The 17,207-nt window shown below is 61.5% G+C and carries 12 protein-coding genes; 5 read left to right on the top strand and 7 right to left on the bottom strand.

All coding sequences use genetic code 11. The features are described 5' to 3' along the window. Window positions 1-114 precede the first annotated feature (114 nt). The 4 genes from PseAD21_RS27995 to PseAD21_RS27980 form a co-directional block, all read right to left on the bottom strand. Complete coding sequence (locus PseAD21_RS27995) at window positions 115-1,785, bottom strand: bifunctional protein-serine/threonine kinase/phosphatase (RefSeq protein WP_102358964.1); 1,671 nt, start codon at window positions 1,783-1,785, stop codon at window positions 115-117. 7 nt (window positions 1,786-1,792) lie between these two features. Beyond that, on the bottom strand, window positions 1,793-3,004 hold the full coding sequence (locus tag PseAD21_RS27990; RefSeq protein WP_102358963.1) for a NarK/NasA family nitrate transporter: 1,212 nt from the start codon (window positions 3,002-3,004) through the stop codon (window positions 1,793-1,795). A 397-nt stretch (window positions 3,005-3,401) separates the two neighbouring features. Further along, entirely contained in the window at window positions 3,402-3,977 is a 576-nt protein-coding gene (locus PseAD21_RS27985; RefSeq protein WP_027613283.1) for an ANTAR domain-containing response regulator, read from the bottom strand. Between the two features lie 15 nt (window positions 3,978-3,992). After that, entirely contained in the window at window positions 3,993-5,204 is a 1,212-nt protein-coding gene (locus PseAD21_RS27980) for a CmpA/NrtA family ABC transporter substrate-binding protein (RefSeq protein ID WP_102358962.1), read from the bottom strand. 223 nt (window positions 5,205-5,427) lie between these two features. On the opposite strand from PseAD21_RS27980, the gene PseAD21_RS27975 reads away from it, so the two are divergent. Next, on the top strand, window positions 5,428-6,450 hold the full coding sequence (locus tag PseAD21_RS27975; protein ID WP_102358961.1) for a quinone-dependent dihydroorotate dehydrogenase: 1,023 nt from the start codon (window positions 5,428-5,430) through the stop codon (window positions 6,448-6,450). A 309-nt stretch (window positions 6,451-6,759) separates the two neighbouring features. Here PseAD21_RS27975 and rmf read toward each other — a convergent pair whose 3' ends face one another. Then, window positions 6,760-6,975 carry a ribosome modulation factor gene (gene rmf, locus PseAD21_RS27970; RefSeq protein ID WP_003223300.1) on the bottom strand — a complete coding sequence of 72 codons (216 nt, stop codon included), beginning with the start codon at window positions 6,973-6,975 and terminating at the stop codon, window positions 6,760-6,762. Between the two features lie 530 nt (window positions 6,976-7,505). On the opposite strand from rmf, the gene rlmKL reads away from it, so the two are divergent. Together rlmKL and PseAD21_RS27960 are read left to right on the top strand one after the other, a co-directional pair. Next, window positions 7,506-9,776, top strand: a complete 2,271-nt coding sequence (rlmKL, locus tag PseAD21_RS27965) for a bifunctional 23S rRNA (guanine(2069)-N(7))-methyltransferase RlmK/23S rRNA (guanine(2445)-N(2))-methyltransferase RlmL (protein WP_102358960.1) — start codon at window positions 7,506-7,508, stop codon at window positions 9,774-9,776. 145 nt (window positions 9,777-9,921) lie between these two features. Continuing rightward, window positions 9,922-12,309, top strand: a complete 2,388-nt coding sequence (locus PseAD21_RS27960) for a diguanylate cyclase (protein WP_102358959.1) — start codon at window positions 9,922-9,924, stop codon at window positions 12,307-12,309. Between the two features lie 124 nt (window positions 12,310-12,433). Here the strand turns inward: PseAD21_RS27960 and dacB are convergent, their stop codons facing one another. Further along, on the bottom strand, window positions 12,434-13,894 hold the full coding sequence (gene dacB, locus PseAD21_RS27955) for a D-alanyl-D-alanine carboxypeptidase/D-alanyl-D-alanine-endopeptidase (protein WP_025110337.1): 1,461 nt from the start codon (window positions 13,892-13,894) through the stop codon (window positions 12,434-12,436). A 233-nt stretch (window positions 13,895-14,127) separates the two neighbouring features. Between dacB and PseAD21_RS27950 the strand changes: the two genes are divergently transcribed. After that, on the top strand, window positions 14,128-14,472 hold the full coding sequence (locus PseAD21_RS27950) for a YggL family protein (RefSeq protein ID WP_003223308.1): 345 nt from the start codon (window positions 14,128-14,130) through the stop codon (window positions 14,470-14,472). A 269-nt stretch (window positions 14,473-14,741) separates the two neighbouring features. Here the strand turns inward: PseAD21_RS27950 and PseAD21_RS27945 are convergent, their stop codons facing one another. Then, on the bottom strand, window positions 14,742-15,932 hold the full coding sequence (locus tag PseAD21_RS27945) for a benzoate/H(+) symporter BenE family transporter (protein WP_102358958.1): 1,191 nt from the start codon (window positions 15,930-15,932) through the stop codon (window positions 14,742-14,744). A gap of 356 nt (window positions 15,933-16,288) precedes the next feature. Between PseAD21_RS27945 and PseAD21_RS27940 the strand changes: the two genes are divergently transcribed. Next, a complete protein-coding gene (locus PseAD21_RS27940) occupies window positions 16,289-17,053 on the top strand; it encodes a GntR family transcriptional regulator (protein WP_102358957.1) in 765 nt (254 codons plus the stop codon). The last annotated feature ends 154 nt before the right edge of the window (window positions 17,054-17,207 follow it).

The raw sequence follows: 17,207 nt of genomic DNA, 5'->3' as shown, positions 1-17,207 counted from the left end.
CACCTAAAGCCGTTTAGGGGCTAGGCATGAACCATAGAATCTCCCACAGTGGATCGGAGTCGTTCAAAAATCCCCTGTGGGAGCGGGCTTGCTCGCGAATGGCGCGACGCGGTGTCAGCGGTGAAACAATAAAATCAGCAGCACCAGATTCCCCAGCAAGGCGATCAACGCCATCGTCCGCCAAACTTTCAACGGCTCACGCTCCAATAAAGGCCTGGGCCGCACGCTCAAACTGCGCCGCTCCCCTTGCTCCAACACCAGCAACCATTCTTCAGCCGTTTCAAATCGCTGTTGCGGGTCCGCCGCCACGCCACGCTCCAGACTCTGCGCGACCCAGTCCGGCAAGTCCGGGCGATAACGACTGGCGCTCACCGGTACGCCAAATCGTGGCCGCTGGAACGCTTCGATCTCGCCATAGGGAAAGTGCCCGGTCAGCAGGAAATACAGGCTCACACCCACCGCGTACAGATCCTGTTGCGCACTGGGCGGCTCGCCGCGAAAGGCTTCCGGGGCGATGAAACTCGGCGTTCCGGGCAGTGTTGCCGGTGTGTCTTGCGAAAGTCCCGGGCAGTACGCCAGGCCGAAGTCCAGCAGCCGCAGCTCACCGTCGTCGCCCAGGTGCAGATTTTCCGGCTTGATGTCGCGGTGCAGAATCTGCCGTCGATGCAGCAGGCCCACGGCCCGCAGCAGGCGTTCGGCCAGGTCCTGCCATTGCACCAACGGCAGCGGACTGCTGTGTTGAAACACCTGCGCCAGAGTCTTCCCGGAATATTCGCGCATCACGTAGTACACATGCTGACGCTGACTGCTGGCATGGACTTCAGGAAAATGCCGCCCGGCCACACGCTTGAGGAACCATTCTTCCGAGAGCAAGGCCTGCCCGGCCTGGGGGTCATCCGCCAGCCGCGCCGGCAGGGTTTTCAACAGCCAGCCCCGACCTTGTCCATCCATGACCCGATACAGCAGCGATTGCTGGCTCTGGCCGACAATCCCCTGCACCTGCCAGCCTTCGAACACCTGACCGGTTTTCAGCGGCGGCGGCAGTGGCCATTGCTGCAAGTGAATCAGCGCATCGCCGATGCTCGCCTCACCGACGGCATCGACTCGCACCAGCAGCGCACTGGCGTTATCCTGACTGCCTGCCAGGTGCGCGGCGTTGACCAGCGTCTGTGCCGCGCTGTCGAGATCTGGCTGATCGCGCAGAATTGCCGCAATCGCGGTGTCGCCCAAGCTCGACCACACGCCATCGCTGAGCAGCACGAAACATTCGTCTGCGCGCAACTCGCCGTCGAGAAAATCCAGCACCAGATGCTGATCCAGCCCAAGCGCACGCTTGAGCACGTGCTGCATGCCCGGTTGATCCCAGACATGATCTTGCGAAATACGCAGCAAGTGGTCGGCCTGCCAGCGATAGACCCGGCAATCACCGACGTGGGCCAAGGTGAAGCGCTGGCCGCGCAGGACCAGCGCGCTGACCGTGGTCAGCAACGGTTGCCCACCGCCGTTGGCCTGCAACCAGCGGTTTTGTGCGAGCAGCAGGCGATCCAGTGCCTGCGCCACGCTCCAGGTTTGCGGCGTGGCGTAGTAGTCGAGTGCCAGCGCTTGCAGGGTCGAGCGCGCGGCCAGGCCGCCGTCGGCGCATTGGCTGACACCGTCGGCGATGGCAAACAGATAACCCTTGCTGGCGGCCAGCGCCGGGGCGGGCGTTACCAGGCGCAAGGCGTCCTGGTTTTCCGCGCGTGGTCCGGTGGCGCTGGCTTCGGCGAAACTCAGTTGCAGAGGCATTGACTGTTCAGACTCGCGCAGCGGTCACGGCGGCCGAACCCCAGGTGGTTCTCCAGCGGCGTTTGACCCCGTGCAGACCGAACCACGCCAGCACACCGAGGCTGGCGAACAACCACAGCGCCAGTTGATAGCTGCCGGTGCTTTGCTTGATCGCGCCCATGCCTGCCGCCAGGGCAAAACCGCCGATGCCGCCGGCCATGCCGATCAGCCCGGTCATCACGCCGATCTCCAGGCGGAAACGTTGCGGCACCAACTGGAACACCGCGCCGTTTCCTGCCCCCAGACCAAGCATGGTGCAGACGAAAAGCGCCAGTGCGGCGTAGGAACTTGGCAGGTTGAAGCCGACGGCCGCGATGCAGATCGCTGCCACGGTGTACATCGCCAGCAACGTGCGGATACCGCCGAAGCGATCCGCCAGCGCGCCACCCAGCGGGCGCATCAGGCTGCCGCCGAACACACAGGCGGCGGTGTAGTAACCAGCAATCACCGGGTTCAGGCCGTACTGGTCGTTGAAGTAGCCGGGCAGGGCGCTGGCCAGGCCGATGAAGCCGCCGAAGGTCACGCTGTAGAAAAACATGAACCACCAGCTGTCACGGTCGCCCAGCGCCTTGAAGTAGTCGGCCATGGCTTTGGCTTTCGGCCGCTCAGGCGCGTTTTTCGCCAGCCAGACGAACAGCACCAGCGTCAGGATCAATGGAATCAGGGCGAAACCGAAAACATTGCTCCAGCCGAACGCGGCGGCGAGTACCGGCGCGAGCAGCGCGGCGAATACCGTCCCGGAGTTGCCCGCACCGGCAATGCCCATGGCTTTGCCCTGATGCTGCGGTGGATACCATTGCGAGGCCAAGGGCAGGGCGACCGCAAACGATGCGCCGGCCATGCCGAGGAACAGGCCGAGAATCAACGCCTGCTCGTAGCTATGAATGCCGATTTTCCAGGCACCGAACAGCGCGCAAATCACGATGACTTGACCGATCAGCCCAGCAGTTTTCGGTGACAGCCGATCGGCGAGCATGCCCATGATGAAGCGCAACACGGCGCCAGCAAGGATCGGCGTGGCGACGACGAGGCCACGTTGTTGCGTGGTCAGGTGCAGGTCAGCAGCGATCTGCACCGCCAGTGGGCCGAGCAGATACCAGACCATGAAGCTCAGGTCGAAATAGAGGAAGGCCGCGAACAGGGTCGGGGTGTGGCCGGATTTCCAGAAGCTTGAATTCATCGCGCACCTCAGCTGAAAAGAGTCTCGAAAGGAGTCATGCAACAGCAGGTGGGGCGCCGCCACGGCCGCACCACCGGCCCCGGTCTGTGGGGCCAAAACGCAAAAACGCCGCTACCTGATTCGCCGAAGGGGCGAACGGGGTGAGCGACGTCTTTGTCGTGGGTGGGGCAACCGCCGTTGGTTACCTGTGCTGAATGCTTAGCCAGATTTGTGCCAATAAGTGAAACCGCGTCGCGGCCTTCGCGAGCAAGCCCGCTCCCACAGGGAATGCATTTCAAAGTGGAAACCCGACCAACCTGCTGGGAAGGAGGGGGCACCAAGCCAATTTCACAGGTGAATGCATTCCAAATGTGGGAGGACTTGCTCGCGAAGGGGTCCGGAAAGCCACCGCAGAACTTCAGCCGAGCAGCTCACTCATGGCAATGATCTGCTCCGCCACTTGAATCAGTTTCTGCTGGCGGCTCATGGCCTGGCGCCGCATCAAGGTGTAGGCCTCTTCTTCATTGCAGTCCTTCATCTTCATCAGTAGCCCTTTGGCCAGTTCGATGCGCTTGCGCTCGGCCAGTTGCTGGTCGCGGGCCAGCAGTTGCGCGCGCAGGGCCTGATCGCTTTCGAAGCGCGCCATTGCCACATCGAGAATCGGCTGCAGGCGCTGAGCGTGAATGCCTTCGACGATGTAGGCACTGACCCCGGACTTGATCGCCTGACGCATCACTCCCGGGTCATGTTCGTCGGTGAACATCACGATCGGCCGTGGCTGGTCGCGGCTCACCAGCACCACTTGCTCCATCACATCGCGGCTCGGTGACTCGGTATCGATCAGGATCACGTCCGGGCGCACCGTTTCGACGCGTGCCGGCAGGTCGATGGTCAGCCCGGACTCGTCAATGACCTCGAAACCGGCCTCGGTCAGCGCAGCTTTCAGGCGCCCGACTTTTTTCGCGGTGTCGTTGATCAGCAGAATGCGCAACATGTCGGCGATCTCCTGTCAGCGGCGGGCGAATAGGGGAGCGGCATCGCTCAGGGCGTGCAGTTTGAAACTGCGGGCGTAACCCGCCGGATCGCTGCCGTCCCAGACTTTGCCATCGAGCAACTGACTGCTGCGCATGTCGGTGCCCCTCGCGGCGACACCAACCGCAGCGGCGGCTTCGCGATACAGATCGAGTTGTTGAACCTGACGGGCGACGGCAAGGTAATCCGGATCCTCGCGCAGCAAGCCCCAGCGGCGGAACTGGGTCATGAACCACATGCCGTCGGACAGATACGGCAGATTCACTTCGCCGTTGCCGTGAAAACGCAAGGCGTGCGGGTCTTGCCAGCGATTGCCGAGGCCGTCGGCGTAGTCACCGAGAAAGCGTGGTTCGATGCAGGCGAGCGGGGCGTCGAGATATTCCGCCGCGCTCAGCAGTTGCGCGGTGCTGCGGCGGTTTTCCAGGCTTTGCTCAATGAAACGGCTCGCCTGGAGGATCGCCATCACCAGCGCCCTGGCGGTGTTGGGGTATTGCTCGACGAACGCGCGGGTGCAGCCAAGGACCTTTTCCGGGTGATCGGGCCAGATGGTTTGACTGGTGGCGAGGGTGAACCCCAGATTCTGCTGCACGGCGCTGGCCGCCCACGGCTCACCGACGCAAAACCCATCGATGCGCCCGGCTTGCAGGTGCGCGACCATTTGCGGCGGCGGCACCACCACGCTGTCGACATCCAGCAACGGATGAATGCCTTGGCTCGCCAGCCAGTAATAAAGCCACATCGCATGGGTGCCGGTGGGGAAGGTCTGGGCGAAGGTCAGTTTTGCGCGGGTTTGGTGCGCGTGGCGATCCAGCGCATCGGGACTGGTCACGCCCAGCTGCTGCAAGCCGTGGGACAGGTTGAGGCTCTGACCGTTCTGGTTCAGCCCCATCAATACCGCCATGTCGCTCGGGGCCACGCCGCCGATGCCCAGATGCACGGCGTAAATCAGCCCGTACAGGCTGTGGGCGACGTCCAGCTCGCCGCTGACCAGTTTGTCGCGCAGCGTGGCCCATGACGCCTGGCGCTTGAGGTTGATCGTCAGGCCGTAAGGTTGGGCGAAGCCCTGCGTTGCGGCCACGACCACCGAGGCGCAATCGCTCAAGGCCATGAAGCCGAGGTTGATCACGCTTTTTTCCGGGGCATCACTGCCGTTGACCCAGGCCAGCGGCCCGACGGAGGAATCACTCATATAAAGCCACCTTCAAAAAAAACGTCGTCCCAGGCTTTGCCCAGGCAAAACCGAAGAACGACGCCGTTGTCCGTGCCCGCACGCCGCCATTGGCCTGTGGGCTGATAACCCGGAAGGTGCAAGGCATATGCCAGTCGGGCTGATTTGCGTGTGCGCCTCGCGCCGGGGGGCGTTGCCCGGCTATAATCGCCGCCTCTTTTCGCCGCCCGAGTCATCGCCGCCCATGTACACCCTGGCCCGTCAGCTGTTGTTCAAACTTTCCCCGGAAACCTCCCACGATCTGTCGCTGGATCTGATCGGCGCGGGTGGGCGTTTGGGCCTCAACGGCATGCTGTGCAAGAAGCCGGCGAACGTGCCGGTGACCGTCATGGGCCTGGATTTTCCGAACCCGGTGGGTCTGGCGGCCGGTCTGGACAAGAACGGCGCGGCCATCGACGGTTTTTCGCAACTGGGCTTCGGTTTTGTCGAAATCGGCACCGTGACCCCGCGTCCGCAGCCGGGCAACCCGAAACCACGGATCTTCCGTCTGCCGGAAGCCGAGGCGATCATCAACCGCATGGGTTTCAACAACCTCGGTGTCGATAACCTGCTGGCGCGGGTCGCGGCGGCCAGATACAAGGGCGTGCTGGGGATCAACATCGGCAAGAACTTCGACACCCCGGTCGAGCGCGCGGTGGATGATTATCTGATCTGCCTGGACAAGGTTTACACCCACGCCAGCTACATCACCGTCAACGTCAGCTCGCCGAACACCCCGGGCCTGCGCAGCCTGCAGTTCGGTGATTCGCTCAAGCAGTTGCTGGCGGACCTGGCCACGCGCCGCGCCGAACTGGCCCTGCGTCACGGCAAGCACGTACCGCTGGCGATCAAGATCGCTCCGGACATGACCGACGAAGAGACCGCGCAAGTGGCTCAAGCGCTGATCGAAACCGGTATGGACGCGGTGATCGCCACCAACACCACCCTGAGCCGTATTGGCGTCGAAGGCATGGAGCATGGTGACGAGGCGGGCGGTCTGTCCGGCGCTCCGGTGCGTGAGAAGAGCACGAATACGGTGAAGGTGCTGGCGGGCGAGTTGGCTGGACGTTTGCCGATCATTGCTGCCGGTGGCATCACTGAAGGCAAGCATGCGGCCGAGAAGATTCTTGCGGGTGCAAGCCTGGTGCAGATCTATTCCGGGTTCATCTACAAAGGCCCGGCGCTGATTCGTGAGTCCGTGGACGCGATCGCCGCCCTGCGCAAATAACTGTGAGGGGCTTTTGTGGCGAGGGGATTTATCCCCGATGGGCTGCGAAGCGGCCCCAAAACCATTCACCTCGCTGTGTCAGGTAAATCGGGATATCAGTATTTGCGACTGCTGCGCAGCCAATCGGGGATAAATCCCCTCGCCACAGGATCCGGAAGTCTCTGAAGTCACAAGGATCACTTTGCGGCTGAACTGGCATAAAAAAGGGCTCCTCGAAGGAGCCCCTGGGCCGCAGCCCGCCGTCCGGGAAGGACGTGCATGGTAAGTCGTTACAAATTCAGATTGTCGTGTCGGAATAAATGCCCTGTGTCAGCCGACGGCGTGAAGTTCGTTGAGTCTGTGGATTCCCGCAGTGCCGGTCATACCGTCCCAGTTGTCGCCGCGTCCTTCTCGCCAGCCGTTGATCCAGGCTTGACGTACCGACGGTAGAGTAAATGGGCAAAGCTCACGGGATTTGCCACCAACGCCATATTGATATCCGCGCAAAAATGCTCTTTCCAACGGATCACGCTTAAGTCTTCTCATAGGGTGTTTCCCTCACTTGTTGACTGTTTGTGTCGCGTTGACCTCAATCGAGGTCTGGCAGAAAAACTCTGCCGGGGGCGGCTCGCTGCCGGCGTGGCGAGCCAAGGTGTTGACGCCGTTGCGACGTCAACCTGTGTTCAGTTCTAACCAATGAGTCACACCGAGGGAATGATCGTTTTGTCATAAGGACGTAACGAAAATAGTGCTACAGCCATAAGTAACGACGGGTTTCATGAACGTTTTTTCAGCAAACCCCGGTATGATCGGCCCCGCGCTGGATGATGGGGTTAATCCTTTAGTGAGAATGACCCACGTTTGCGCTGGGGTACTAAGCGACGAAGGGTCGCTTTAAGACTTTTTGTTTCATCAACTTTTTTATCTGTCCTTGCATCTAAGCTCTTTTAACCCGAGCAGTGGGGATGGAACGGCACACCTTCGTGCCACGCGGGCGCTCTTTTAGAAAAGCGCCTGATTGAAAACCGGATCGGCAATGCGTTGCCGATTCACTAGCCAAAGGCTCTGGAAATACCATGTCCGATCGTTTCGAACTCTTCCTCACTTGCCCCAAAGGCCTTGAAGGCCTGCTCATCGAGGAAGCCGTCGGGCTTGGCCTTGAAGACGCCCGCGAGCACACCTCCGCCGTGCGTGGCATGGCGACCATGGAAACCGCTTACCGCCTGTGCCTCTGGTCGCGTCTGGCCAACCGTGTATTGCTGGTGCTCAAGCGCTTCCCGATGAAGGACGCCGAAGACCTGTACCACGGCGTACTCGACGTCGAGTGGCAGGATCACATGCTCAGCGACGGCACCCTGGCCGTTGAATTCAGCGGCCACGGCTCGGGGATCGACAACACCCACTTCGGCGCCTTGAAGGTCAAGGACGCCATCGTCGACAAACTGCGCACCCCGCAAGGCGACCGCCCGTCGATCGACAAGCTCAACCCGGACCTGCGCATTCACCTGCGTCTGGATCGCGGCGAAGCGATCCTGTCCCTCGATCTCTCCGGCCACAGCCTGCACCAGCGCGGTTACCGCCTGCAGCAGGGCGCTGCGCCGCTGAAGGAAAACCTCGCGGCGGCGATCCTGATCCGCTCCGGCTGGCCGCGCATTGCGGCCGAAGGCGGCGCGCTGGCTGACCCGATGTGTGGTGTCGGTACGTTCCTCGTTGAAGCCGGCATGATCGCCGCCGACATGGCGCCGAACCTGCGCCGCGAGCAGTGGGGCTTCACCGCATGGCTGGGTCACGTCCCGGCGCTGTGGAAAAAACTCCATGAAGAAGCTGTTGAGCGTGCCGCTGCCGGTCTGGCCAAGCCACCGCTGTGGATTCGTGGTTATGAAGCTGACCCGCGTCTGATTCAGCCAGGCCGCAACAACGTCGAGCGTGCTGGCCTGAGCGAGTGGATCAAGATCTACCAGGGCGAAGTCGCGACCTTCGAGCCGCGTCCGGATCAGAACCAGAAAGGTCTGGTGATCTGCAACCCGCCATACGGCGAGCGTCTGGGTGACGAAGCCAGCTTGCTGTACCTCTACCAGAACCTCGGTGAGCGTCTGCGTCAGGCCTGCCTGAACTGGGAAGCAGCGGTGTTCACCGGTGCGCCGGATCTGGGCAAGCGCATGGGCATTCGCAGCCACAAACAGTATTCGTTCTGGAACGGCGCGTTGCCGTGCAAGCTGCTGTTGATCAAAGTGCTGCCGGATCAGTTCGTCACTGGCGAGCGCCGCACCCCGGAACAACGTCAGGCCGAGCGCGAGCAAGCCGCTTATGACCAGACCCCGGACGAGCCGCAAGAGCGCAAGTTCAACAAGAACGGCAACCCGATCAAGCCGGCGCCAGCACCGGCTCCGGTGATCGAGCAGCCGCGCTTGAGCGAAGGCGGGCAGATGTTTGCCAACCGTCTGCAAAAGAATCTCAAGGCCATGGGCAAGTGGGTCAAGCGCGAAGGCATTGATTGCTACCGCGTCTACGATGCCGACATGCCGGAATATGCGATGGCCATCGACCTGTACCACGATTGGGTGCATGTGCAGGAATACGCTGCGCCGAAATCGATCGATCCGGAAAAGGCCTCGGCACGCATGTTCGACGCCCTGGCCGCGATTCCGCAGGCGCTGAACGTCGACAAAAGCCGCGTGGTGGTCAAACGCCGCGAGCGCCAGAGCGGCACCAAGCAGTACGAGCGTCAGGCCGCGCAGGGCAAGTTCAATGAGGTCAGCGAAGGCGGCGTCAAGCTGCTGGTGAACCTCACCGACTACCTCGACACCGGGCTGTTCCTCGATCACCGTCCAATCCGCATGCGCATTCAGAAAGAGGCGGCCGGCAAGCGCTTCCTCAATCTGTTCTGCTATACCGCGACGGCCAGCGTGCACGCGGCCAAGGGCGGTGCGCGCAGCACCACCAGCGTCGACCTGTCGAAAACCTACCTCGACTGGGCGCGCCGCAACCTGTCGCTGAACGGTTTCTCCGACAAGAACCGTCTGGAACAGGGCGATGTGATGGCATGGCTGGAAAGCAGCCGGGACGAGTACGACCTGATCTTCATCGATCCGCCGACCTTCTCCAACTCCAAGCGCATGGAGGGCATCTTCGACGTGCAGCGTGACCAGGTGCAGTTGATCGACCTGGCCATGGCCCGTCTGGCGCCGGGTGGCGTGCTGTATTTCTCCAACAACTTCCGCAAGTTCCAGTTGGAGGAGAACCTCGCCGAGCGCTACGCGGTCGAGGAAATCAGCGCCCAGACCATCGACCCGGATTTCGCCCGCAACACCAAAATCCACCGCGCCTGGAAAATCACGGCTCGTTGACGCTTTGCGCAATTGGATCCACAGAGCCTTGATTTTTAAAGGCTCCGTGGATCCTCCTGCGCTAGCTAAATTAGTGGCTAATAGCTATAACTCACACACGGTCAATGGGGTTTTCCCGCAAATACTGGCGTAGTGAGCTGCCCTTATGTCGTTGCACCCCGTGCGCCCAAGGATTCTGGGTTTTATCAGCGAAGAAGTCTCGGCCTGGCTGGTCGCGCTGCTGGTATTGCTCGCCGGCGGGATTCTCACGGGGCTGCTCGCCTGGGCCACCCTCAACCAGTTTCATCATCAATTGCGGCAACGCTTCCAGCTGTTGGCCAATGAGCGTTACAGCCGTATCGAAGAACGTTTTCAGGATCAGGAACAGCGCCTCGATGGCCTGCGCCGTTTCTTCGCCAACTCCCGTTCGGTGTCTCGTGCCGAATTCGACGGTTATGCCAAACCCCTGTTATTGCGTACCCAGGCCTATTCCTATGCGCCGCGGGTGAGCCGTGCCGAGCGTCCGGCGGTCGAACAAGCCGTGCGCGACGAGGGTTTCAGCACCTTCACCTTTCGTGAGCTGAACGCCGAAGACCAGTTGCAGGCGGCCGGAGATCGCCCTGAATACGTGCCCGTGATCTACACCCAGAGCCAGAGTCACCTGCCGACGCCCCTGGGTTACGACTTGCTCGCGCAACCGTTGCGTCGGGCAACACTGGAGCGTGCCGACCGCACCGGGCACATGGCGGTGTCACAGCCGTTGCACCTGGTGGGCATCGACCCGGCGTATGCCCGGGGCGTGTTGCTGCTGGCGCCAGTCACCCGTGAAGGAGCACCGAAAGGGCCGCCGGAAGGCTATGTGATGGCGGTGATCAGCATGCATCAGTTGCTGGCCGACGGCTTGCCCGAGGACAGCCAGGACTTCCTCAGCGTACGCATCCTCGATCTGTCCACCGAGGATCAGCATGAGGTGCTGTACGAGTCGGCCAACAAAGCGGGGGCCAGTGATCTTTCTGCCACGCGCTTGTTGCGTCTGGCTGACCACGACTATCAAGTGGACATGCAGCCCAGCGAAGCCTTTCTGCAGGCCAACCATTCGTCGATCAGCAGCCTGGTGGTGCTGGGTGCGCTGCTGAGTCTGTTGCTCAGCGCGTTGCTGTATGTGCTGGTCAGTCAGCGTCAGCGCGCCTTGCGCATGGTTGAGTTGCGCACCCAGGAACTGCATGACCGCGAGCAGGAATTACGCGGCACCCATGGCCAGTTGCGCGGAGTGCTGAACGCGGCAACACAAGTGGCGATCATCGCCACCGATCTGCGTGGGGTGATCAACACCTTCAACCCCGGCGCGGAACAGATGCTCGGCTACAGCAGCGCCGATGTCGTCGGCCACATGACCCTGGAAAACCTGCACCTGCCGCGCGAACTGGCAGCGCGTTCGGCGGAGTTGGGCGCGCGCTACGGCAAGAGCATTCCAACCTGCCACGCGATGCTGGTCGAGGGCGGCGAGGTCGGTGGTCATGAAGCGCGCGAGTGGACGCTGGTGCGCAGCGATGGCAGCCATCTGCCGGTGAACATGCTCGCCACCCCGGTGCTCGATGAGCAGGGACTGTGGGTCGGGCATCTGGCGATCTGCATCGACATCACCGAACGCAAGCGCGTGCACGAGGCGCTGGCGGCGCGGGATGTGCTGCTGAAAAAGCTCAGCGCTCACGTGCCCGGCGGCATCTACCAATTCAAGATGGAATTCGACGGGCGCTTCAGCGTGATCTATGCCAGTGACGGCATCCGCGAGATCTACGAGCTGGCGCCGGACGTGCTGCTGCTCGATGCCGAAGCGATCTTTTCCCGCATTCATCCGCAAGACATCACCCGTGTACGCACCTCGATTCGCGCCTCGGCGGAAAACCTCAGTCCCTGGCGCGAGGAATACCGCGTGCAACTGCCCGAGCGCGGCCTGCGCTGGGTGCGCGGCGAGGCGACGCCGGAAGAGCTGCCGGGCGGCGGTGTGCTGTGGCACGGCTACATCTCGGACATTTCCGACCTGAAGCGGGTGGAAGAGGAACTGCGGGCGCTGTCGGTCACCGACTCACTGACTGGCATCCACAACCGCCGCTATTTTCAGGAGCGCCTGACCACCGAAATGGCCCGGGTCGAGCGCGGCGGCGGCGAACTGTCGGTGATCATGCTCGACATCGACCACTTCAAACGGATCAACGACCAGTACGGCCATGCCGTGGGCGACCGTGTGTTGCAGGCGGTGTGCGAACGCATCGGCCATCGCTTGCGGCGCACGGATGTGTTCTGCCGTCTGGGCGGCGAGGAATTCATGGTGCTGTGCCCGGACATCGACGGCGAGCACGCCTACATCCTTGCCATGGAGCTGTGGCAAGGCTTGCGCAGTGCGCCGGTGGACGTGGTCGGGGTGGTGACAGCCAGTTTCGGCATCGCCAGCTGGCGACCGGGGGAGGGCGCGGATGCGCTGTTGTTGCGAGCGGATTCGGGCGTGTACGCGGCGAAGCAGGCCGGACGGGATCGGGTTGAGCAGATGAGCTAGCCTGTTACGCCAATCCCCTGTGGGAGCGGGCTTGCTCGCGAAGGCGGCGTGTCAGTCACCAAAAATACTGACTGAACTGACGCCTTCGCGAGCAAGCCCGCTCCCACATTAGATCGGCTGTGTTTTACAGCGCCGAAGCGGTCTGCGGCAACCGCGGCTGCTTGTACAGATCCAGCAGCACCTGATCCAGCACCGATGACGCGCCGAACGGGGCCTTGTCGTTGAGGATCGCCACCACCGCCCAGGTATTGCCGTTGACGTCGCGGCTGAAGCCGGCGATTGCGCGCACGGTGTTCAGGGTGCCGGTCTTGACGTGGGCTTCGCCGCGCATCGCGGTGGTTTTCAGGCGTTTGCGCATGGTGCCGTCAGTGCCGGCAATCGGCAGCGAGCTGATGTACTCGGCGGCGTACGGGCTGTGCCAGGCAGCTTGCAACATGTTGGCCATCTCGCGGGCGCTGACGCGTTCGGCGCGCGACAGCCCGGAGCCGTTCTCCATCACCAGGTGCGGCGCGGTAATGCCTTTCTTCGCCAGCCACTGGCGGACTACGCGCTGCGCGGCCTTGGCGTCGTCACCGTCAGCTTCGTTGCGGTATTTCTGGCCCAGGCTCAGGAACAGCTGCTGGGCCATGGTGTTGTTACTGTATTTGTTGATGTCGCGGATGATTTCCGCCAGATCCGGCGAGTAGGCGCGGGCCAGCAGTTTGGCGCTGCTCGGGGTCGCGGCGAGGCGATCCTTGCCCTGGATGCTGCCGCCCAGTTCTTTCCAGATCGCGCGCACGGCGCCGGCGGTGTAGGTCGCGTGGTCGAGCAGTGACAGGTAAGTCTGCGAGCTGCAGCCATCGCCCAGTTGGCCGGCGACGGTCACGGTCACGCTGCCGTCAGGCTGGGTCACCGGGTTGTAGCGCACGCCACCGGTGCACTGTTTGGAATTGAGCGCCTTGACCGTGTTTTCAATGTGCACGCTGGCAATCGGCGGTTCCACCGAGATCAGCACCCGGCCACCGTCATTGCGCGCGACGAAGCGCAGGGCCTTGAGGTTGACCAGCAGCGAGTCCGGCTTGACCAGGAACGGCTTGTTCTCGTCGTTGCCGTCGTCATTGAACTCGGGCAGTTGCGGCTGGATGAAGAAGCTGCGGTCGAGGATCAGGTCGCCGGTGACCTGAGTCACGCCGTTGGCGCGCAGATCGCGCATCAGCAGCCAGAGTTTTTCCATGTTCAGCTTCGGATCGCCGCCGCCCTTGAGGTACAGGTTGCCGTTGAGGATGCCGCCGCTCAGGTCGCCGTCGGTGTAGAACTCGGTTTTCCACTGATGGTTGGGGCCGAGCATTTCCAGCGAGGCGTAGGTGGTGACCAGTTTCATGGTCGAGGCCGGGTTGACCGAGACGTCGGCGTTGTACACGGTCGGATTGCCCGGGCCGTCTAGCGGGATCATGACTAGCGACAGCGCAGTGGGCTGCAGTTTGCTGGCCTTGAGGGCTTTTTCGACGTTAGGCGTGAGGGCAGTGTTGATGGTGGCCGCAGAAACCGGCAGGGCCAGAGGCAGAAGAAGGCCGGCGAGAAACAGTGGACGCAACGATTTGATCATATGAAATAAAACCCTGCAGAAGAGGGGAAAATAACGAGGGCATGGATGAAAAAGCCCTCAGTGGTCATGAAAGTGTCGGCATTATGCCCCAAGGTGTAACAGCTTGTGCCTTGCCCGGGGCGGCCATTTCGTTATTTTTTTACAGGCGGTTGGTCACAGCGCCCAGAGAGTCGGGCAATTGACCGCTTAAACTGGTAAAGTGCCGGCCGTTATTACTTAAGAGGATTGTTCCAATGGCGACTAACCGTTCCCAGCGTCTGCGCAAAAAACTGTGCGTTGATGAATTCCAAGAGCTGGGTTTCGAACTGAACCTGGACTTCAAAGAAGACTTGTCCGAAGAAGCCATTGACGCTTTCCTCGAAGCATTCATCAAAGAAGCCATGGAAGCCAACGGTCTGGGCTATGTCGGCGGCGACGACTTCGGTCTGGTGTGCCTGCAGAAGCGTGGCTCGGTCAACGAAGAGCAGCGCGCTGCCGTTGAAGCCTGGCTGAAAAACCGTAGCGAACTGACCGGCATGACCGTCAGCCCGCTGCTGGACGTCTGGTATCCGGAAAAGCCGATCAACGCGGCTAAGTGATACTGAAAAAAACGGCGACCTGAGGGTCGCCGTTTTTTTTCGTCTGGGGTTTGGGTGTTCGGCTTGGGATTTGTGGTGAGTCTGCCCTCATCGGAACGCCGCCCGCCCAGCCCTCTCCCGAAGGAGAGGGAGCCGATATGTAGGCTTTTCAAAATTTGAGTTCGACTCGGTATCCCACTTCGGCGTATGTCTTCCAAGCACCTCGGTCAGTCCCCTCTCCCTCCGGGAGAGGGCTAGGCGGGCGGCGTTCCGATGAGGGGCTTTTGATCTTAAGCTTTGCGCCAATTCAGAATCACCAGCGTCAAACCCCCCGCCACAATCCCCCAAAACGCCGAACCAATGGAAAACAGCGTCAACCCCGACGCCGTGACCATAAAGGTAATCAGCGCCGCTTCGCGCTCCTTCACTTCGGTCATGGCAATGCTCAAGCCATTGATGATCGAGCCGAACAGCGCCAGCGCGGCAATCGACAGCACCAGTTCTTTCGGCAGTGCGGCAAACAACGCCGCCAACGTTGCGCCAAACACCCCGGCAATCCCGTAGAAAATTCCGCACCACACGGCGGCGGTGTAGCGTTTGTTGCGATCTTCATGGGCGTGCGGCCCGGTGCAGATCGCCGCGCTGATCGCTGCCAGGTTGATGCCGTGGGAGCCAAACGGCGCCAGTAACAATGAGGCGATGCCGGTGGTGGTGATCAGTGGCGAGGCTGGGACGTTGTAGCCGTCGGCGCGCAGCACGGCGATGCCGGGCATGTTCTGCGAGGTCATGGCCACGACGAACAGCGGGATGCCGATGCTGATGGTTGCGGCCAGCGAGAAGTGCGGGGTGGTCCACACCGGCGTCGCCACTTCCAGATGAAAGCCGCTGAAATCCAGCAGGCCCATGAAACCCGAGAGTGCGGTGCCGATCAGCAGTGCCGCCAGCACGGCGTAACGCGGTGACAGGCGTTTGACCACCAGGTAGGTGAAGAACATCCCCAGCACCAGCCCGGTGCGGTGTTGCGCAGCGACGAAGATTTCGCTGCCGATCTTGAACAGAATCCCCGCCAGCAACGCGGCCGCCAGCGAGGCCGGGATCTTCTTCACCAGGCGTTCGAAGCTGCCGGTCAGGCCACAGATCGTTACCAGCACCGCGCAGGTGATGTAGGCGCCGATGGCCTCGCCATAACTGACACCACCCAGACTGGTGATCAGCAGGGCCGCGCCCGGTGTCGACCAGGCGATGGTGATCGGCGTGCGGTAGCGCAGCGACAGGCCGATCGAGCACACCGCCATGCCGATCGAGATTGCCCAGATCCACGAGGAAATCTGCCCGCTGCTCAGGCCCGCCGCTTGTCCGGCCTGAAACATCAGCACCAGTGAGCTGGTGTAGCCAGTCATCATTGCGATGAACCCGGCGACGATGGCTGAGGGCGAAGTGTCGGCGAGCGGGCGTAGCCGGGTGTAAGTGGCGTCATTCATGACGGCGGTGTTCCTTATACAGATGAAGATCCCCGCCACAACATAAACCCTTGTAGGAGCGAGCCTGCTCGCGATTGCGGTATATCAGTCGAATCATTGCTGAATGACACACCGCTATCGCGAGCAGGCTCACTCCTACAGTGGATTGTGTGTAAAAGGCGGATTCTGCGATCAAGCCTAAACTCAATCGTAACGGATCGTTGCAATACAGCCGTGGTCACAAACAGCCATACAGTCGTGTTGCCACCATCCATTGTGTACAATCGCGCTGTTTTTTACGCGATACTTGCCAGCGACCTACTGTGCCGTATTACAGTCACGGTCTATTCGCCGCAGTTCTCCCGACTCGAGTGCCCATGAACGAACAGTTGCAACCCCTCAAGAAACAACCGCGAGCAGGCAAAGCCGGCCGCAGCGGAACCCAGGACGATATTGTCTATGCGCATATCTTCGAGGCCATCCTCGAACAGCGTCTGGCGCCCGGCACAAAATTGAGCGAAGAAGCGTTGGGGGAAATCTTCGGGGTCAGCCGCACCATCATTCGCCGCGCGCTGTCGCGTCTGGCCCATGAAGGCGTGGTGCTGTTGCGGCCGAACCGTGGCGCCGTGGTTGCCAGCCCGAGCGTTGAAGAAGCGCGTCAGGTGTTCATGGCCCGCCGTCTGGTGGAGCGCGCGATCACCGAGCTGGCCGTGCAGCACGCCACCGCCGAGCAGATCGCCGAATTGCGCCAGATGGTCAACGACGAGCGCGACAGCTTTTCCCGTGGCGATCGCGGTGCCGGTATCCGTCTGTCGGGCGAATTCCACCTGAAACTGGCGGAAGCGGCGAAAAACGCCCCGCTGATCAGCTTCCAGCGCAGTCTGGTTTCGCAGACCTCGCTGATCATTGCCCAGTATGAAAGCGGCAACCGCTCGCACTGCTCGTATGACGAACACACGCAGTTGATCGATGCGATCGAGAAACGCGACGGTGAGCTGGCGGTGAATTTGATGATGCACCACATGGATCACATCGACAGCAAGCTCAACCTCGATGAGGAAGGTGCGTCGGATGATCTGCATGCGGTGTTCTCGCATTTGTTACAGACCAAGAAGCCGGGGCGTCCTGCGGCCAAGCTTTGAGCTGACCGATGGAAAAATCCCCCGCAGCTGAAAAGTTGCGGGGGATTTTTTGTGCCTGCCTGATCGTTCCCACGCTCTGCGTGGTAATGCCTCGGGGGACGCTCCGCGTCCAGTGACGCGGAGCGTCACGGGCTGCATTCCCACGCAGAGCGTG

It is taken from the genome of Pseudomonas sp. AD21 (assembly GCF_002878485.1).
Lineage (GTDB): Bacteria > Pseudomonadota > Gammaproteobacteria > Pseudomonadales > Pseudomonadaceae > Aquipseudomonas.
Note: the sequence above shows the minus strand (reverse complement) of the source record. Positions and strands in the feature narration are given on the sequence as shown.

Excerpts from the sequence above, each read along its gene's own strand:
- rmf (WP_003223300.1), bottom strand. The coding sequence starts at position 6,975 with ATGAGAAGACTTAAGCGTGATCCGTTGGAAAGAGCATTTTTGCGCGGA.
- PseAD21_RS27975 (WP_102358961.1), top strand. The coding sequence starts at position 5,428 with ATGTACACCCTGGCCCGTCAGCTGTTGTTCAAACTTTCCCCGGAAACC.
- PseAD21_RS27945 (WP_102358958.1), bottom strand. The coding sequence starts at position 15,932 with ATGAATGACGCCACTTACACCCGGCTACGCCCGCTCGCCGACACTTCG.
- PseAD21_RS27995 (WP_102358964.1), bottom strand. The coding sequence starts at position 1,785 with ATGCCTCTGCAACTGAGTTTCGCCGAAGCCAGCGCCACCGGACCACGC.
- PseAD21_RS27940 (WP_102358957.1), top strand. The coding sequence starts at position 16,289 with ATGAACGAACAGTTGCAACCCCTCAAGAAACAACCGCGAGCAGGCAAA.
- PseAD21_RS27960 (WP_102358959.1), top strand. The coding sequence starts at position 9,922 with ATGTCGTTGCACCCCGTGCGCCCAAGGATTCTGGGTTTTATCAGCGAA.
- PseAD21_RS27990 (WP_102358963.1), bottom strand. The coding sequence starts at position 3,004 with ATGAATTCAAGCTTCTGGAAATCCGGCCACACCCCGACCCTGTTCGCG.
- PseAD21_RS27980 (WP_102358962.1), bottom strand. The coding sequence starts at position 5,204 with ATGAGTGATTCCTCCGTCGGGCCGCTGGCCTGGGTCAACGGCAGTGAT.
- rlmKL (WP_102358960.1), top strand. The coding sequence starts at position 7,506 with ATGTCCGATCGTTTCGAACTCTTCCTCACTTGCCCCAAAGGCCTTGAA.
- dacB (WP_025110337.1), bottom strand. The coding sequence starts at position 13,894 with ATGATCAAATCGTTGCGTCCACTGTTTCTCGCCGGCCTTCTTCTGCCT.
- PseAD21_RS27985 (WP_027613283.1), bottom strand. The coding sequence starts at position 3,977 with ATGTTGCGCATTCTGCTGATCAACGACACCGCGAAAAAAGTCGGGCGC.
- PseAD21_RS27950 (WP_003223308.1), top strand. The coding sequence starts at position 14,128 with ATGGCGACTAACCGTTCCCAGCGTCTGCGCAAAAAACTGTGCGTTGAT.